10 protein-coding genes are annotated in these 17,300 nt (G+C 59.5%); 4 read left to right on the forward strand and 6 right to left on the reverse strand.

Translation table 11 applies throughout. The annotated features are described in order from the left end of the window. Positions 1-9: 9 nt before the first annotated feature. Together LB541_RS23275 and LB541_RS23280 are read right to left on the reverse strand one after the other, a co-directional pair. Complete coding sequence (locus tag LB541_RS23275) at positions 10-885, reverse strand: branched-chain amino acid ABC transporter permease (protein ID WP_140498479.1); 876 nt, start codon at positions 883-885, stop codon at positions 10-12. Positions 886-1,070: 185 nt separating this feature from the next. Continuing rightward, on the reverse strand, positions 1,071-2,423 hold the full coding sequence (locus LB541_RS23280; protein WP_140498480.1) for a substrate-binding protein: 1,353 nt from the start codon (positions 2,421-2,423) through the stop codon (positions 1,071-1,073). Between the two features lie 223 nt (positions 2,424-2,646). Between LB541_RS23280 and LB541_RS23285 the strand changes: the two genes are divergently transcribed. Further along, positions 2,647-3,384 (forward strand): Crp/Fnr family transcriptional regulator, encoded by a 738-nt coding sequence (locus tag LB541_RS23285; RefSeq protein ID WP_140498481.1) that lies wholly within the window; start codon positions 2,647-2,649, stop codon positions 3,382-3,384. A 224-nt stretch (positions 3,385-3,608) separates the two neighbouring features. Beyond that, complete coding sequence (locus LB541_RS23290) at positions 3,609-3,881, forward strand: hypothetical protein (RefSeq protein WP_140498482.1); 273 nt, start codon at positions 3,609-3,611, stop codon at positions 3,879-3,881. A gap of 264 nt (positions 3,882-4,145) precedes the next feature. On the opposite strand, the gene LB541_RS23295 is transcribed toward LB541_RS23290, so the two are convergent. Next, a complete protein-coding gene (locus LB541_RS23295; protein ID WP_140498483.1) occupies positions 4,146-4,832 on the reverse strand; it encodes a Crp/Fnr family transcriptional regulator in 687 nt (228 codons plus the stop codon). Between the two features lie 47 nt (positions 4,833-4,879). Next, positions 4,880-8,632: an ATP-binding protein gene (locus tag LB541_RS23300; protein WP_181174442.1), complete on the reverse strand. Its 3,753-nt coding sequence runs from the start codon at positions 8,630-8,632 to the stop codon at positions 4,880-4,882. Positions 8,633-9,048: 416 nt separating this feature from the next. On the opposite strand from LB541_RS23300, the gene LB541_RS23305 reads away from it, so the two are divergent. Together LB541_RS23305 and LB541_RS23310 are read left to right on the forward strand one after the other, a co-directional pair. Beyond that, complete coding sequence (locus LB541_RS23305) at positions 9,049-13,260, forward strand: GMC family oxidoreductase N-terminal domain-containing protein (RefSeq protein WP_224619702.1); 4,212 nt, start codon at positions 9,049-9,051, stop codon at positions 13,258-13,260. Then, on the forward strand, positions 13,257-14,966 hold the full coding sequence (locus tag LB541_RS23310; RefSeq protein ID WP_140525292.1) for an alkaline phosphatase D family protein: 1,710 nt from the start codon (positions 13,257-13,259) through the stop codon (positions 14,964-14,966). The genes LB541_RS23305 and LB541_RS23310 overlap by 4 nt, the downstream gene beginning before the upstream one ends. Positions 14,967-15,251: 285 nt before the next feature. Here the strand turns inward: LB541_RS23310 and proX are convergent, their stop codons facing one another. Together proX and LB541_RS23320 are read right to left on the reverse strand one after the other, a co-directional pair. After that, on the reverse strand, positions 15,252-16,304 hold the full coding sequence (gene proX / locus LB541_RS23315; protein WP_224619704.1) for a glycine betaine/L-proline ABC transporter substrate-binding protein ProX: 1,053 nt from the start codon (positions 16,302-16,304) through the stop codon (positions 15,252-15,254). Between the two features lie 56 nt (positions 16,305-16,360). Continuing rightward, on the reverse strand, positions 16,361-17,299 hold the full coding sequence (locus tag LB541_RS23320) for an ABC transporter permease (RefSeq protein ID WP_140498487.1): 939 nt from the start codon (positions 17,297-17,299) through the stop codon (positions 16,361-16,363). Between the last annotated feature and the right edge of the window lies 1 nt (position 17,300).

The raw sequence follows: 17,300 nt of genomic DNA on the forward strand, positions 1-17,300 counted from the left end.
CGACCGCATCTACTCGCGCCCTGCCGTGCCGAGCAGCCCGTGCGGGCGAAGCACCAGCACCAGAGTCATCGCCACGAACAGCATGACATAGGAATAACCGGGATTGAACATCGAGGTGATGCTGATGATTTCGCCGGCGATGAGGCCGCCGAGGATCGCGCCCGGAAAGGAACCGACGCCGCCGATCACCACGACCACGAAGGTCTGGACCAGTATGGCTTCCCCGACATCGGGCGCGATCGACACCACGGGTGCATTGACAATGCCGGCGAAGCCGGCCGCCATGGCTCCGATGCCGAAGACGAGCATGAAGATCTTGTAGACGTCGATTCCAAGCGAATCGACCATTACCGAATCCTCGATGCCTGCTCGCACGATCATCCCGATGCGGGTGCGATAGAGCACGACATAGAGCATCAGCAGCGCCAGGGCGACGATGCCGAGGAGCGCCAATCGGTAGGTGGGATAGACCATGAAGCCCAGATGGGTGATGCCGACCAGCGAGGCGGGCGGCGGCACCGTGCGCGAGAGGCTGCCGAAGAAGAAGCGGACCGTCTCGACGAAGACGATGCCGAGCCCGAACGTGACGAGAAGCTGGTCCTCGAGCGGCCGCGTGTAGAAATGGCGAATGATCAGCCGCTCGATCAACACCCCGACGATCATCACGAACAGCGATCCGGCCGCCACCGCGGCGAGGAATGAACCTGTGTAGGTGTAGGCGAGCCAGCCGGCATAGCCTCCGAGCATGAACATCGCGCCATGGGCAAGGTTCAGGACGCCGAGCGTCCCGTAGATGATGGTCAGCCCGGAGGAGATCAGCGCCAGAAGCGCGCCGAGCACGAGCCCATTGAAGCACTGCGAGATGAAATTTGCCCAGTTGATCACTCTGCGCCCACCTTAATCATGAAAAATATGCCCTGCCCTCGCGCCAGCAAGGGTTTGGTTGATAAGTCGCGAACAATCGACATTCCACCGACCGCCGGGAGACGAACCGTCTGCGTCCAGCCAGAGCCAGTCCCGGTGCGAGCGCCTTCTCCACCCGTGGCGGGCGGAGAAGGCGCTGCGGGATATCAGGTGTAGCTGCCCAGGTTGCAGCCGAACTCGTCAGGCTTCTGCATCAGCGGCGCGCCATCGACCACCTCGACCACGTTCCAGTAGTCGTCGTCGCTCTTCATGTCCTTGGGGTCCTTACCCTGGACGAGTACGACCGGTCGCACGCACTGATGGTCTTCCGGCCGATAGTGAACGTCGCCGACGAGTGAAGGGATGGTCTCACTCTTCTCGTATTGCTTGATGACGTCCGGCGGATAGAAGCTACCGGCCTGCGACACCATGCGGGCCCAATGAGCGAAGCTGACATAGGCATTTTCGGCGCCCCATTCCGGCCGATAGCCGAACTTTTGCTGGAACGCGTCCACGAACTGCTTGGCGAGCGGATACTTGTCCTGCAGGGTCCACCAGAAATCGGTAGCGGCAAAAACCCCGGCTGTCAGTTCGGGGCCCACTTCCTTGGCAAGGAAGGGTATCTGGTAGGGGATGACCATCTTCATGCTCGGAGTCAGGCCGAACTGCTTGGCCTGCTGGATCGACAGCACTGCGTCGCGGCCCCAGTTGACGTTGACAATGAATTCGGCGCCTGAATTGGCGATGTTGGTGAGATACTGGCTGAAATCCTGGGTGCCCAACGGCGAGACCTGGTCCGTCACCATCTCCCATCCGCCCTGAGAGGTCAGGTAGTCGTTCACCGACTTGGTGACGGTGTGACCGTAAGTGTAGTCCGGCGTCATGAATGCCGCCTTCTTTCCCTTTCCGTAGGTCTTCAGAAGGATCGGGCCGATCGCGTTGGCTGCGGTCTGGCCGTAGAAGTTCTGGCGGAAGCCGTAGCGGACACAGTCCTTGCCTGTCGTGTCGTTTGAGCCGGAGATGCCCGCGACGTAGAGGATCTTCTCGCGCTGCGCGAATTTGTTGAGCGCAACCGCGACCGCTGATGAAGTCGAGCCGGTCATCAGGATGATGTTGTTTTGGTGGATGAAATTCTGCTCGAGCTCGACGGCCTGATTTGGCTTGGCCGCGCTGTCGGCGGACAACAGCTCGACCTTCTTGCCGAGCAACCCCTTGTCGACTTTCGGCGCCAACGCCTTCATCAACTCATGGCCGTTGTTGATGTGGTCGACCGCCAGCTGCCAGCCCTTAAGTTCATCAGCACCCTGCACGGCATAGGCACCGGTAAGGGGCACCGCGGCTCCGATGTGGACGGTGTCGCCCGCCGACCCGGCCGGCCAGGTGCCTATCGCGGGCTTGTCGTCGGCTGCAAAAGCCGCAAAGCTGGATAAGGGCAGAACGGCACTACTGAGAAGACCTGCGCCCGCGTGCAGCATGGTGCGGCGGGATATATTGGAAGTATTTTGATCGTCGAGCGGCATCAGCTGTTCCTCCTTAGCGTGGAGCCGTCGGACGGCTCTCATTTGTTGTTCCCGCAAACCGGTTTTTTCCAGCGAAACGCTGAAAATGGCCTATTTGCATGGGCATTCGCAGTGGCGTAGGCCTGCCAGTCAATACAACTTTCGTTTGATAATTCTGTTCATTGATCTGGATTAATAAGCATAGGAAAGTTTCGTTGAAGGTCATGAACATTTGGAGCATGGCATGCCGCTGACCGGCCACCCGATCGTGACCCGACTGACACGTGCAATGAAGCTGGATTCGCTAGACATCAAACGTCTTGAGGCAATCTTCGAGCGCGATCTTACCATTCGGAAACGGGAGGAACTCGTCGTTCACGGCTCCGAGTTCCGAAACCTGTGCTTTGTTAAAGACGGCTACGCGATCCGCTACAGGTTGCTGCGCAGCGGCAGGCGGCAAATCCTGAAGCTCATCCTGCCCGGTGATGTCATTGGATTCCCGGTCAGCTTTTTCGATCGATCCACTTGTTCGGTCGTTGCCGTGAGCGAACTGACCTACGCCGTCTGCTCGTTCGACGCGTACATTCGTCTCTGCTACGAGCAGCCCCAATTCGGTCTGGTGTTAAGTTGGCTCGCCGCCCAAGAGGCAGCGACTTATGCGGAACACATCGTCAATCTAGGTCGGCGCACTCCGATTGAAAGGTTGGCGCACCTTTTGCTGGAGATTCACGCGCGTCTCCTGGAAGTCGAACGCGCCGACGAAGCAAGTTTCGATCTGCCGTTTTCACAGGAAATCATGGCGGACGCGCTCGGGTTGAGCGTGCCCCATCTCAATCGCATCATTCAGCAATTGCGCGCCGAACAGCTTATCACCAGCAACGCGCGCTTCATCGACTTGACTGATCTTGCGGGCCTTCGAAGACTGGCTCAGTACCAGCCGATGTCCCTCGTTCCGATCCCGGTGCTGAAGCAGCGGGAATGAAAAGCGTCCCGTCGATCATATTAGCACCCTGCGTGAATTCCTTCACATACAAATCTCACCCGCGGCGTACAAGAGATGACAGAGCAGGCAATTTAGTCTCTCTTTCGGACAGATCATAAAGAAAATAGCAAAGATCAAGCCCGAAGAGGAAGTTGGTTTTTAAACTAAGCCAATTTCGTTCTCATCACGAATTTTGTGATGCCATCAACCAAAGGGAGAGAAACATGTATAAGATCATTACAGCTGCGTCTGCATTCTTCATCCTCACGGTGCCTTCGTTCGCGATCGACTCGACCTTCGTCCACAGTCTGCGAGCCGACAATGGTGACTTCGAAGCCCCGGGTGACTTGAAGGGTCAACATTCATTGGCTTCAGAAGAAGCGGTGTATGGCTTCCCGACCGGGTCGATCGGATTGCCTGGTGGCGCTTCGAACTCCAAGTGCATGGGGGTCAGCCCACACCAGTACGATCCTGTCAGCCCGGACTGCCGGAATTGATCCAGATAAGAGCGGTGGCTAGCGCCACCGCTCTGCCTCCTTGAGCGGGTACCGACTGACCGACGGACTATTGAGAAAAGCCCCACCATAGATCGCGCGACAGCCGTGGCAGGTCCAATCGCCTGGGACGGCGTCAGGATGCTGAACGGAGGTTCCCAGTTCGTCACCACGACAGGTGGAGGACTATCCCTTCATGCCGATCCGGTCTTCGTTGCGCAATCTGATTCGCGGCTCTGATGCGCGCGCCGATTGCGAATGGCGACATCAGTCATCGTCCTGTGACTCGGCAATGTGACGAAGCGCACCGGCATTCGTTATGCGCAGGCCACCACGCTTGATTGCGATAATCGAACGGTTGCGCCAATCGTTAAGCGTCTTGTTGACGGACTCGCGCGTGGCGCCCAGGAACTCCCCCAGTTCGGACTGGGAGATCGGTATCCAACCTGAGCCATCCGCCATAACGCCGGCCAAAAAGGCCAGTCGCTTTGCCAGCCTGGCCTCAATGCCGAAGAAAGCCTGATCGCCAAGTTCGCCGCTGACCCAACGCAGCCGTGCGCACAAAAGCTCAATCATGGCGCGTGCCAGAGGTGGGGTTTTTTCGATCCGATCGAAGAGCTGCTTCCGACCGAGCGAGGCCAGATCGCAAACGGTCAGGCAAGTAGCGGTTGCGGTGCGCGAGCGCCCGTCGAGCGCGCCGATCTCTCCGACCAAGCTGTGCGAAAGCTCGATATTGGCCACCAGCTTCCGGCCTCCCGGCGAATACATCGAGATCTCCACCGTCCCGCTCATAACCCCGTAAATACGATCGGATGGATCTTCCTGGACGAAGAGAATCTGGCCCGCCGCGTGGCGTTCAACCTTGCAGCCGCCGAAAAGAAGATCGAACAGGCGCGGATCGATCCGTGCAAGGCGCGGCAGATCATTTCTTTCGTTCGCGCCGCCAAAAGCCATGTCGCCCCCAAGTTGCCGATCGGATAACTCCAACGCAGGAGAGTATCTTAGGTCTTGTCTTGCCGGCGCCTCAGCTCGGCCGCAATGATCGACTGATCCCTGCGTAACGAGAGGCGCCGCGCAGCCGCGAGTGCTTGCCGCCAAGTAGAGACGGCGCGGTCACCGCGTCCGTCCAGCCAATGGGCCACGCCGACCCACAGCCCATATTGGGCGGTGCCGACAGGAAACGCGCGGCGGTAGCGCTTGAGCTCATGCAGCGCTTGGCGCTCCCAGTGGCGCCACTGGTCGTACTCGCGCGAGAGGCCTGCCTCCCTGCCGCGCAGAAGCACTTCGCACACGCCGGCAATGCCGGGCAGTGTGCTGTGCACAGTCGGCCGACGCATCTCGCGCAGCAGGCGTAGCGTCTCGACCACAGCCCGAAGGCTCTCAGCATGGAGCCCGACCCGTGCAAGCGCGAGCGCAAGCGACCCTTTGGCGGAGACCAAGTCGGCGAGATCAGCGGATCCGGCCATAGCGGACGTGGTCAGCCGAAGGATGTCGACCGCTTCACGGGGGCTATCCGTGTGGAGCACACACAACGACTTGCATCGGAGCGCCCAAATCTCTTGCTGGAGGTTTCCGCTGTTCTGTGCGCGGGAGAGCAGCGCTTGGGCGGTGTACTCCAGCGCACCCGATTCACCGCGGTAGTACATTGACCAGAAGCGCATGGCCTGGGCGTTGCACCAACTTAGTTGATCGCCCGCCTTTAGACACAGCTCTTGAGACTGATCCAGACGACGATCTACCATCAGCCAGTCGCAGCGGCCGATGCGCCAGAGCGCATCGAGATTACACAGGTGGGCATGGACCGCTGGATCGGCGAGCGCAGTCACCACCCGTTCTGCCCTTGCCATGAAGTAGTTGCAAGCGCGCCGGCGCCCCAGAATTCCCAGCCCGCATGCCAGTTGGGCGGACGCGATCACCATCTCCATGGTGAGCCCCGTGCGCTCCGCATGGGCGACAGCCGCGACGGTGTGGGAAAACGCTCGCGAAAAGCGAAGCTCGAAATAGTCCACGACCGCCGCCTGGTTAAAGCAGCGAGCTAGTTCTCGCTCCCAGGAGTCCAGCACACCACCCTGAGTTGACCATAGCGAAGGAGGGAACACTTGTTGGAACGCGAGCCGCATTCCACCCCCAAGCAGCCGCATCAAAAGGGCTGCCGAGGAACGTGGAACCGGCGTGCCCGCCAAGGTGAGGGCGCGCCTCACCGAAATGCCCTGAGCATGGAGGTCGCCACGACTGTAATGGGCCTCGCCGAGCTGCCTGCGCCAACGCACCGACTGAAGTCTTTGCTCAGCACTCCAAGGCTGCTTCGACTCGTATCTCAAGCAGATTTCCAGAAACGCCTCGACCTCTCGAAACGCACCGACCTGCAGCGCCTTGATTGCTGCCAAATTGGCATATCCAACTGCCTTGAAATTGTTTCCGGCGGCCTCAAAATGCTGAACGAGGGCCGCGACATCCGCGCCCATGGCGGCCGACTGGCTCGACTCGATCCAAGCGGCCAGAGCTGCATGAAGTCGCTGTCGCACTTCACTGGGAATTGAGCCATAAACGACGTCTCGGATTTGATCATGACGGAACTCGTAGTTCCCTGATCCAGTGCCCTGACGCACGAGATGCGCCGCCACGAGCGACTCGACAGCTGCACCCACACCGTCGTGATCCAACTCGCCCTCGAGCAACGTCGCCAGGGCCTCGCCGGTAAATGAACGCCCGATCACGGCCGCAGCCCTGAGAACGTGCTGGACTGAGGTCTCCAATCGATCAACGCGCTCCCGAATGACCCGATCGACACCTTCGAAATATCGAAGGCTCTCGAGCGGGCGGATCGGACACCACAAACCATCGCGTATGGCGATGAGCCCCTGGCTCTTTAATGTCAGCGCTATCTCCTCGGCGAAAAACGGATTGCCACCGGCTAAGGCCGAGACCCGGCGCGCCAGTTCGCCATGTGGGGGCACATCCCCGAGCGTGCGGGCGACCAGTTCGCAAATCGACGCCTCGCTGAGTTCCTCAAGATCCAGGATACGACACAGGCGCGCGGGATCGTCAGGTTCCGTTCCGGATGTATTCCTTCTTGTGGCCTCGGCTCGCCTTCGTAGGTTTTTTAACTCCTCCGGAACTTCGTCCGAGCGTACGCACAGGACCAGAAGCAACGAGGACAGAGATGAGAGAACCCACTCGACGAGGCGCCACGATGCCGAATCCAGCCACTGACTGTCCTCCAGGACCAATGCCAACGGGCGCGGTGCCAAGTTATCCATGAGATCACCCAAAAGACGCATGGTGGCATCAGCGCGATGAGGTCCCTCCAGATGTCGCGTCCCGTCGTTTTGGGGAATTTCGATGCTCAGAACATCACCTAGCAAGGGCAGTCGCCCAACGAGCGACGAGTTGCCTTGAACCCGTTGTGTGACGACATCAAGCACCGCAAATCCATCGCTGTCGGACGGTAGGCCGAGAAGGGACACAAGCACCCGCCGCCATGGCAGGAGCGATGTCCGGCGATCGTCACGTTCGGCGCGCGCGGTCAAAACCTCGATTGCGGTTGAGCGCAGTTCGTCCGTGAAAGCTCTGATCAAAGCGGTTTTTCCAATGCCCGACTCACCCAAGACAACGAGCAAACGCCTGCCTCCACGGCGGGTCTCCTCGAACGTACGTTTCAGGAACTCCAGCTCGCTCTGCCGACCAATCAGCGGACTAAGAGGTTGGACCGGGGCGCGCGGATCCATGGGACAAAATACCGTTGCCATGTCCCCAAGTCCGTCCAGTTGCAACGTGCCGTGTTCTTCGAACCAAAACGCCGTCCGGCTGGCTCGCTCTGTTGGTGCATCGCAGAGAACGTTTGCCGATGCCGCCGTCATAAGCCGCGCCGCCCGATTCACGGGCGCGCCGATCACCATCAGCTGGCGCCGACGTGCGCTTCCGACAACACTAAAAAGCGCATCGCCGGTAGCCACGCCCATCGACGCGGAGAGGCCCAAGCGTTGGGCCGTCAGACGGATCGCGCGAGCAGCATCGACGGCACGGCAAGGATCGTCGCGGTGGAAACTGCCTCGCGCTCCGAACGTCGCAAAGAAAATCAGACCTTTGTCGTCGAAGAGCAACTCGCCGGCCGGCCCACCGCGCGAACGCAGATCCTCCTGGAGGGTCGCGCATAGCAATTGATAGCGCGCAAGCGCCTGAGGTTGACGATGGTCAAGTCCGGCAATTCGCGCGAAAAGGGCGGTGATCGGCCTAATCTCCGCCAGGGCGTCTAAGCGGGCGGTCGTTGGACGATCTTCTTCGGAACGGATGGCAACGGCGCTGTCCGCGGCAACTGAGCGCAAGTCGGCTTCGGACAGCAGGTCCCTGAGCTGCAAAGGCAAAAACCTTGCCAGCCAGCCCGGAGGCGGAGAAGCCAGCGTAGGCCGACTGCGCCGCGATTGAGACGGCTGCGCAAGGGCCAAGTTGGCTTTGTCGGAAAGTACATATTCCCATCGGCGCGCAGCCGCTTGGGACTGAGCGGCCTGCATGATGGCATCTCCGCCTGCAAAGAGAGTCCAGACCGGCTGACCGCCTAAAGCCGCCGCCCAGAGGGCCCCCGCCCCTACTCCAACATGCAGCGCGGGTGCGATTTCAGCTGTTCCGTCCTCCAAACGCTCGTTCTGGCCGCCGCAGATTGCCTTGGCACAGGCTGTCGCCGCTCGCACCGCGCTTTCAAGTCCGCGGACATCCGCCGACCAGTAGGCTAGCAGTTCGTCGCCGGCGAGGTACAAAATCTCGCCTCCACGATTGTATACTTGCTCTACGCATCGTGCGTAGGAATGACTAAGCAGGCTCGGGATTCTTTCAAGTCCTTCTTGCCCCCGTCGTGCTAGTTGCTCGACCAAGGCCGTGTATCTGGACACATCGACAAACACCACTGCAGCCTGGAATTCGACGGCTACTGGGCCATCCGCTCGAAGTGCGTGAATTCTACCGAGTAATTCCAGCGGCAGAAAACTCTCAAGTAGCTCGCAAGTACCCTCCATGGGTTCCTTCCCGCAGCCGTGCCCATGGTTTCAGGGCAGAGAAAGGCACCGCCGACCGCGCACTTCCTAAAGGGAATGAATATCGCCCCGATAGATTGCGTGACTTCCTGACGTTACACCAAATTTCGTATATGATTGATATCTAAATTAGGGAGGACGCATTGCCGGTACACATCAAGGCAGCGCCGGAGCCGCCACGTGCGACGGCTTGGCTCTCGCACCGACTCGAGACATTGGTCCACGATTTTCCGCAGATCGCCGATACGGAAAGGGCAACTGTCAAGGGCGGATATGACTTTGATGTTGTCATCGTTGGCAGCGGCTATGGCGGCTCGGTGGCTGCCGCCGAACTGAGTAGCTGCAAGGATGTGCAAGGCCAATCTTTAAAAATCTGCGTGCTCGAACGCGGCAAGGAGTACTTGGCCGGAATGTTCCCTTCGCGATTGGCCGATCTGGGTGGCCACATCCGCTTTGCCACCCCCTTTGCGAAACGCCAACGCGGCGTGTTCGATGGTCTTTACGACTTGCGCTGCAGCGACGACGCGGTAGCTCTCGTCGCGTGTGGCTTGGGTGGAGGCTCATTAATCAACGCCGGCGTGATGGAGATGCCGCTGCTGGAGATTTTCCGGGAAGCACGCTGGCCCACCAAAATCCGCAGGGATACGAATCTCGAGGAGACGGGTAAACGGCTGCGCGATTGGCTGGGAGCCAAGCCGATACGTGTCACCAAGCCTTTCCTGGCCAAGTCCGAAGCAATTAGAAATTTGGCTGGTGGCAAAGCACGGCCCGCTCACATAACCGTCGCTTCCGATTGCCACACCAACCACGCCGGGGTCGCGATGAGCGAATGTCGCCGTTGCGGCGACTGCGCCACTGGTTGCAACTACAATGCCAAAGAATCCCTCGACCTGAATTTGTTGCGGCTGGCTCGACAAAGCGGAGTACGAATCGTCACTGGCGCCACCGTCTTGCGCGTTTTGCGCGCGGGCGAAGGATGGCAGTTGGACGTCAATCACACCGACGGCCATCTACGCGATAACCAGCGGAAGCCGTTCGCGCTGCTGGCGAGGCGCGTGATCCTTGCAGCAGGCACATTCGGCTCGACGGAAATTTTGATGCGCTCGCAAATCCGCGGGATAAAGTTCTCCGATCAGCTGGGAAGCAAGTTCTCCGCCAATGGTGACATGCTCGTCGTTGCCCATGATTTGGCGGCACGGGTGAATGGCGTCGCTGATGAAACCGAGGATCCGGCCCCAAACACCAAAAGCGAGGATTGCGGTCGCGCGGTCGGCCCGACAATAACCGCAATGATCGATCTGCGCGACGGCAACGCGGCTACTGACCTGGTAATCCAGGATCTTGCCGTACCGGGACCGCTGCGCCGCCTGTTTGAGGAAAGCGCCACCACATTCGATGTGCTCAATCGCGTCGCCGATGGCGACTGGGCGAAGCATGAGCCGGATCCTTCACGAGTAGACGACGCAGCCGTCAATCCTGCCGCCATCACCAACTCCCTGGTGCTGGCCATGATCGGCCGCGACGACGCGGAGGGAGCACTTGCGCTAGGGCCCTCGATGCAAAACAGCGCCGATGAGATGCAAGGCGATCCTGAAAAAATGCGCGCCGACGGGATGCAAAAGGATGCTGAAAAATTGCGCGCCGACGGGGTGCAAAAGGATGCTGAAAAATTGCTCGCCGACGGGATGCTCACGGTGCGCTGGCCGGAGTTGCGACTGGACCCCCGGCTGGAGAACCATCATGCGCGCCTTGGCAAGTTGCTTCGAGAGTCTGGATTGGGCGGACGGCTGGTGAACAACCTGTTGTGGCGACCTTTGTCCGACAGGCTCGAAGCCGTGTTCGGTCGCCAACGCGGGCCGCTGCTGACGGTGCATCCCCTTGGGGGCTGCGCCATGGGTGACGACGTTCGCCAAGGCGTGACCGATCATTGCGGCCGCGTGTTCGATGCCGCTGCGGTCGGCCTCAGACGCACTCACGAAGGGTTGATCGTGCTCGATGGCTCGGTCGTGCCCACGTCGCTGGGCATCAATCCCGCCTTGACCATAGCCGTTCTGGCATTGCGAGCGATCACCGAGCTCAAGGAGGAATGGCAACTCAGTGGCGGCCGTTTGATCAATGCACCCTTGCCTGGGAACTCTCGTGGCGAAACGCGGCCGATATATTCCACGCCGCGGACGAACCCTGCGCCTACGCCTACCAGCATCGAACTGACCGAACAGGTGCGCGGCAAGGTCCCTCTGGCTATGCGCGGCAACGGTGTGAAACCACACATGGTCGAACTGACGCTAACCACCAAGCCGGTGGTGCTCACCGATCTCTACGCGCTGCAAACGCCCCGTGGACGGTGTTTGCCGATTGCCCATGGTCGGCTGCGCATTCTGCGTGCAGGAAAGGAGTTCGACCCCATTGCAGATCAGGCCTATGAAAGCCATGTTGCGCTCGAGGCGGAGATCTCGGGATCGCTCCACCTGTTCGATCTGGAAGAATCGCGCCCCGTGCCCCGAATGCTGCGCGCTATCCTTGCGTGGGCGCTCAACCGCGGGATGCGCGACTTTGCTTACCGCTTGGTCCGCCAGGGCCAGGAATGGTTGCGTTTCACGCCGCCTAGCGGAGGGGCATCCCATCTCAGACTGCTCGACATTCTGCACCTGTGCTCGCGTGCGGGCGGGGTCCGCCTGATCGAATACGATTTGCACATCGACAAGGTTGTCGAGCCGGAAGATCTCGGCACGGGCGCGAGGTTCGACAGCTCTCTGTTCACGCAGAAGAAAATCAGAGCGGTGAAGCGGCTCACCTATGCGCGCGGCGCCAGCCCTTGGCAGCAATTGATGGAGATGTCGGTCGAAGTTTTCCCGCAGATGAGCAAGACCGTCATTGGCAGGAAGCTACCGTCGCTAGAGCTAAACAAACGATACCTGGCGCGGCAATCGGTGCCTCTGCTGCGGATAGTGGGGCAGCAAGACCGTGTCGCGGCACTGGCAGATCTGGCCTCTTTCATACTCTACGGTTTTCGCGTCGTGCTTCAGATACATGCACTGAGTTTTCGCCGCCCCGACCCGCCATCTGCGCGTGAACCACAACGGTTGCCCGGGGCGGTGCCGGGCTTACCTGCGCCCCAAATCGACTGGTTGACCTTGAAAGGTCAGCTCAGCCCGCCGATCCGCATTCGCCTGGCCCGCTATGACGGCAGTTCCGCAAAGGTGATCGAGAAGGGCGTCCCGAAACGCCCCGTCTTGCTCATCCATGGTTACAGTGCGAGCGGCACCACATTTGCTCATGCTGCCGTACCCGGCAACCTCGCTCAATCGCTGTGTGATGCTGGGCGCGATGTCTGGGTGCTCGATATGCGATCGAGTTCAGGCCTGACTACCGCCACAGGCGGTTGGTCTTTTGAGGAGATGGCGGAGAATGACATTCCGATCGCCGTCCAACACGTGCTGGCTGCGACAGGGCAGGAAAGGCTCGATGTCGTCTGCCATTGCATGGGCGCGGCAATGTTCAGCATGGCAGTGCTTGGCGAGCATGATCGAAGGAATTTGCACAATAAGATCGGGCGCGTGGTGTTTTCGCAAGTCGGCCCGGCAATGCTGTTGAGTTCGGCAAATGTGCTCGCCGCATATGTGATGCGATATGTACGTTATTTTCTTCAACTTGAAGACTATGTGTTTAGTCCGCATGGCGATATCTCGCTCGCCGGTCAATTGCTCGACAGAGCGCTCTCGGCAATGTGGCTGCCGTCCGACGAGTATCGGCGCGAGAATCCCCTCTGGCCCCCAGGCAAAGCGACGCCTTGGGTCGGCACAAGACATCGGATGGACGCGCTCTATGCACGCACCTTCTCGCTCAACAATCTCTCTGACCTCGTACTCGACCACATCGACGATTTCTTCGGCCCGCTCAGCGTCGAGACAGTCTCGCAGGTCATACATTTTGCTGGCTTCAACACCGTGACCGATCGCGCCGGCATAAATCGCTATGTGCTGCCGGACCGGGTGAGGGATCGACTGAGATTCCCGATGATGTCGATCCATGGAGCGGAAAACGGTTTGGTCGCCCCCTCAACGCTAAGACTGATGCGAAATATGCTCAAAGGGGCCGGCGTGCCGCATTTGAACTCATCTCTGCATGCGGTCGAGGCGGTGCAATCGGAGGAAGAAATCAGGGATCTTATTGACAAAAGCGGCCAGTTCCTGGCGCTCGGCCAACCGTCCTACCTGACCTGGTGCATTGCCGGCCACGGTCATCAGGATTGCCTGATCGGCAAAGACGCCTCGTCGATCTGCGGCGTTATAGCGAAATACCTAGGAATGCCGGATATCTCCGATATGCCGGGGCCCTTGGAGGAAAAGCCATGACGCATTCTCTCCCCTCTGAAGCCAGGGCGCCCGCCTTCGGGGTGCGCGTAGAGGTCGAGGCGGGCAAGATCCTGGTGCAAGCGGCCGATAGCGGAGGGCGGGGCTTGCCTCATGCAGCTTTCATTGTTCCCGTCTACGCAAAGGGCGACCGCCTGCACATGATCGGTCCGCCGGTTACGAGCCGCGGCGACGAGAAAGGACAGAGCGACGATAGCCTCTATAATAGTCTTCCGCATTACTATATTAAGCAACCCGCATCTCCTTACGTATTTGAAGTTCCGCTCCATGAGTGGCCTGAAGCGCAGCAGGTACTGGTCTTGCTGCTGTACGTTCAGGCGCAGGGTATTGGCGGCTTGGCTCGGTTACCGAAACTGCCCGACGCGGCGGGATCACCACCTGAAATCCTCGACACAGGTTCGCATGCCAAGAACGCGGTGAAGAGGGCCGCCGAGGCTATTCGGTATGCGCTCGAGACTGACACATTGGATGATTTGCGAGGTGGCCTGATCGTCGGCAGGCCTGGAAGGTCGCACAGAAGCCATCGGCACAAGAGCGATGCCCGCGCGGTATCGAACCTTTCATTCGCTCTCGCAAGTTGCCAATACCCCAGTGATTTCCTCGACCACATGCCCGACGGTCAGCATGCGACACGAGGGCCCGCGGATGCGTCTCTGCTCGCGCTCGGCGATCTACTGGGCAAACCCGGCGCCCCAACGTTGCTGCTGCTGGCCGGCGATCAGGTATATATCGACGCTACGGCAGGGCTTTTCGACCCTAAGGTAGTCAACGACCGATTCCGAATACCCTACGAACGCCGGGGCCAGAGCCGCGGTGTGAAGGCGGTGATGCAGCGCTTGGACATGGCGGTTGAAATGATGCTGGACGATCATGAGATTCGCGACAATTGGGCAAAAGACCCCGACCCGGCGATGCGCAAGAATGATATCGTCATAAAGCCTGGGAAGCTGGCTTACTTCAGGTACGAACGTGGCAAGACCGAGGTGCTGGAAAAGCGCCTGCCGGCACACATCTGGCGAGACGATTTAACCCACAACGGTATGCCATTCTTCCTTTGCGACACGCGCACCGAACGTCAAGGACGGACGGTTTCGAACTGGTGCGAAGCGCGGATCATGGGTTCAACGCAATTCGCCAAACTTTGTGAATGGCTTACCAAGCCTGAACACACCGAAATGCCCAAATTTGTTCTCACATCCTCGGCAGTGCTGCCGCGGCGGCGGGAGGTGGCCGAGGCCCCCACTTGTGCCTTGCGTTCGGACGCGTGGGATGGATACCCGTTTTCCTTACATAAACTGCTCAGGTTCGTGTGCAACAAGGAAATAAAGGGACTGGTATTCCTGTCGGGTGACGAGCACGTGAGCAGCCTGGTCACCGCTCGTGTAACAAACAGCAAAACCGGCAAGCAGAGCATCCTGCATTGTATCCACAGTTCGGCGCTGTACGCGCCATATCCGTTTGCGAACGGAACTGCCGACAATTTCCAGGCCAATGAGACTTTTTGCTTTCCCGATCCCGATCCTGAGCAGGGGCCGTATTGTTGCGAGGTGCAGACAAGTTTCGCCCCTGGCGACGGTTTCGCGCTTGTAACGACATGCCGCCGCCGTTCGCATTGGCGTCTGGATGTCAAGTTCCACGACAGCGGGGGGCTCAAGGAGAACGGAACCTTCACGCGCGACCTAGAGTAATAGCTGCGCGTGAAATAAGGCTTCACTCAGTTTTTCTCACTATACCAAGCGGCCCGCGCTCGATCAGGCGCGGCGGCAGCTATTTATCTCGAGATAATCGTCTCTGAGGCCGTATGTCCAAACGATCGCCTGCCCTTTGCATGAGCCTGGTGTAGCTGCTCCGCATAAGGAACGTCGCCATGAAGCGAAAACGCTTGGCCGGCAATCGGTCTCCTCAATCGACAATGGTGGCGGACAGGGTCCGCCACCATTGTGATAACAAGCCACGATAGAGGCCTGCCCGGATTATTTCCCGGCGGCAGCCGCATTCTTTACCCAGCCATCGAACTCCGACTGATTTGCGGCAATCCAGTCGTTGGCGATCTTCTTGATCTCGGCGTCGGTCTTGTTGCCGGCCCCCAGATCGCCTTCCCACTGGCTCCAGATGTCCAGCGACCATTTCGCTTGTTCGATGAATTTCTTGGCCGCCGGATTGTCAGCCAGGAACTTCTTGTTGGCGAGCGTGCGCCAGTTCCATGGGCCAACCGCCATGCGGCATGGGTTCTGCCCCCCCGCACAGCCAACCACGTCCTTGACCTCGTGCGTCTTCGGTTTCGATACGCCCTCGGGAAGAGCGTCATGCGGGATCGGCAGCCACACCACGTCCTTGCCGGGCTTCAGCCGATAGACGATCCAGGATGGGCTCCAGGTGTAAAGAAGGATCGGCTCTCCTCGGTCGGCCCGTGCAAAGACCTCGCCGATCAGCGGCTCGTATTTGGCGCGGATGGAGCGCACCGTATCGCTCAAACCGAACTCCTTGACCTGGAAATCGACGACGTCACCGCACTTCCAAGCGGGATCGCAATTCACCAGATTGGCTTTTCCGTCACCGTCGGTGTCGAACAAGGCCGCGATCTTCGGGTCCTTCAGTTGCGAAACATTGGTGATGTTGTTGGCTTCGGCCGTCTTCTTGTCGATCATGTAGCCGTTGATGCCGCCGCCCGCGATCGTGCCTTCATTGATCAGTTCGACCGTATCCGAGATCTGTGCGATGGCGGGCTCGGCCTGCGGCCAGTTGATGTCGCCGGTCATGTCGAGGTCGTCCTGCGAAATGGCCTGCAGGATCGCCGACATGTTCATGGTCGACAACTTTACGTCGTAACCGAGTTTCTCGAGGCCCGCTATCAGGACCTGGTCTTGAATATAGTTGGCGCCCAGGCTGTCGGAGGACGTGAAACGAATGGTCTTGCCTTCGCCAGGCTTATCCTGCGCAAAACTCTGCCCACCCATCATGGTTGCTGCAACAGCCATGGCGCAGGCCAGTCTCAGCCCTTTGCGGTATCGATAATTCGCCGACATGTATTCTCCCCTTGTTGTGATATTTGTTGCGTCGTTCCGCCTGATCGAGACGGTGTTCAAACCTGCTGGTGGTTCGTTTCGAAACTCCCCGCTTCCTCATTTCTGGGACGCAGCAACTGAGCCAGGGCGGCCCGGATGCCCCGGGTCGGTCCGGCCTTGTCCTGGTTGGCCAGACCCTGCGTGATGCGATCGAGGATCATGGCTAGCAGGACGATGGCGATGCCGCCGACGGCAGCCATGCCGACATCGAGACGTCCCAGCCCCTGCAGGACCACAAGTCCGAGCCCTTCGGCCCCGATCATGGATACGATCACAGACATGACCATAGCCATCAATACTGTCTGGTTGAGGCCGCCCAGAATGGTTGGCAAGGCCAATGGAAGTTGGACTTCCCAGAGAAGTTGGCGATCGGTGGCACCGAAAGCCCGCCCCGCCTCGACCATCTCCTTGTCGACAAGACGAATCCCGAGATTGGTGAAGCGGATCAGCGGCGATATCGCCGCCACGATGACCGCGACTGCCCCAGGCACCGTTCCGACGCCGAACAGCATGACCACCGGGACCAGGTAGACGAAGCTGGGCGTCGTCTGCATGACATCGAGCACCGGCCGCACGATGGTCCAGGCGCGATCGTGGCGCGCGCACAGGATTCCGATTGGAATGCCAAGAATGACGCACACCACGATTGCCGTGGCGATGAGCGACAGGGTGGTGATCGCTTCCGCCCACAGGCCCATGAAGGCAATCAGGGTCAGCGAAAGCAGCGTGAATATAGCCACGCCACGCGATGCGGAGCGCCATGCGATGAGGGCAAAGATCCCGATCAGGATTGGAAACGGAATGGCATGGAGTCCATGGTCGATCGCGGTCAGAAGGGTCTCGACGGGCCACTTGATGGTCTGGAAAAGCGGCCGGAAATGCATTGCCAGCCAGCGGACGCCGACCTGGATCCACTGGTCCAGCGGGATGACATAGAGATTATCGACATCCAGCATG

Source organism: Mesorhizobium sp. BR1-1-15 (genome assembly GCF_020165475.1).
GTDB lineage: Bacteria > Pseudomonadota > Alphaproteobacteria > Rhizobiales > Rhizobiaceae > Mesorhizobium.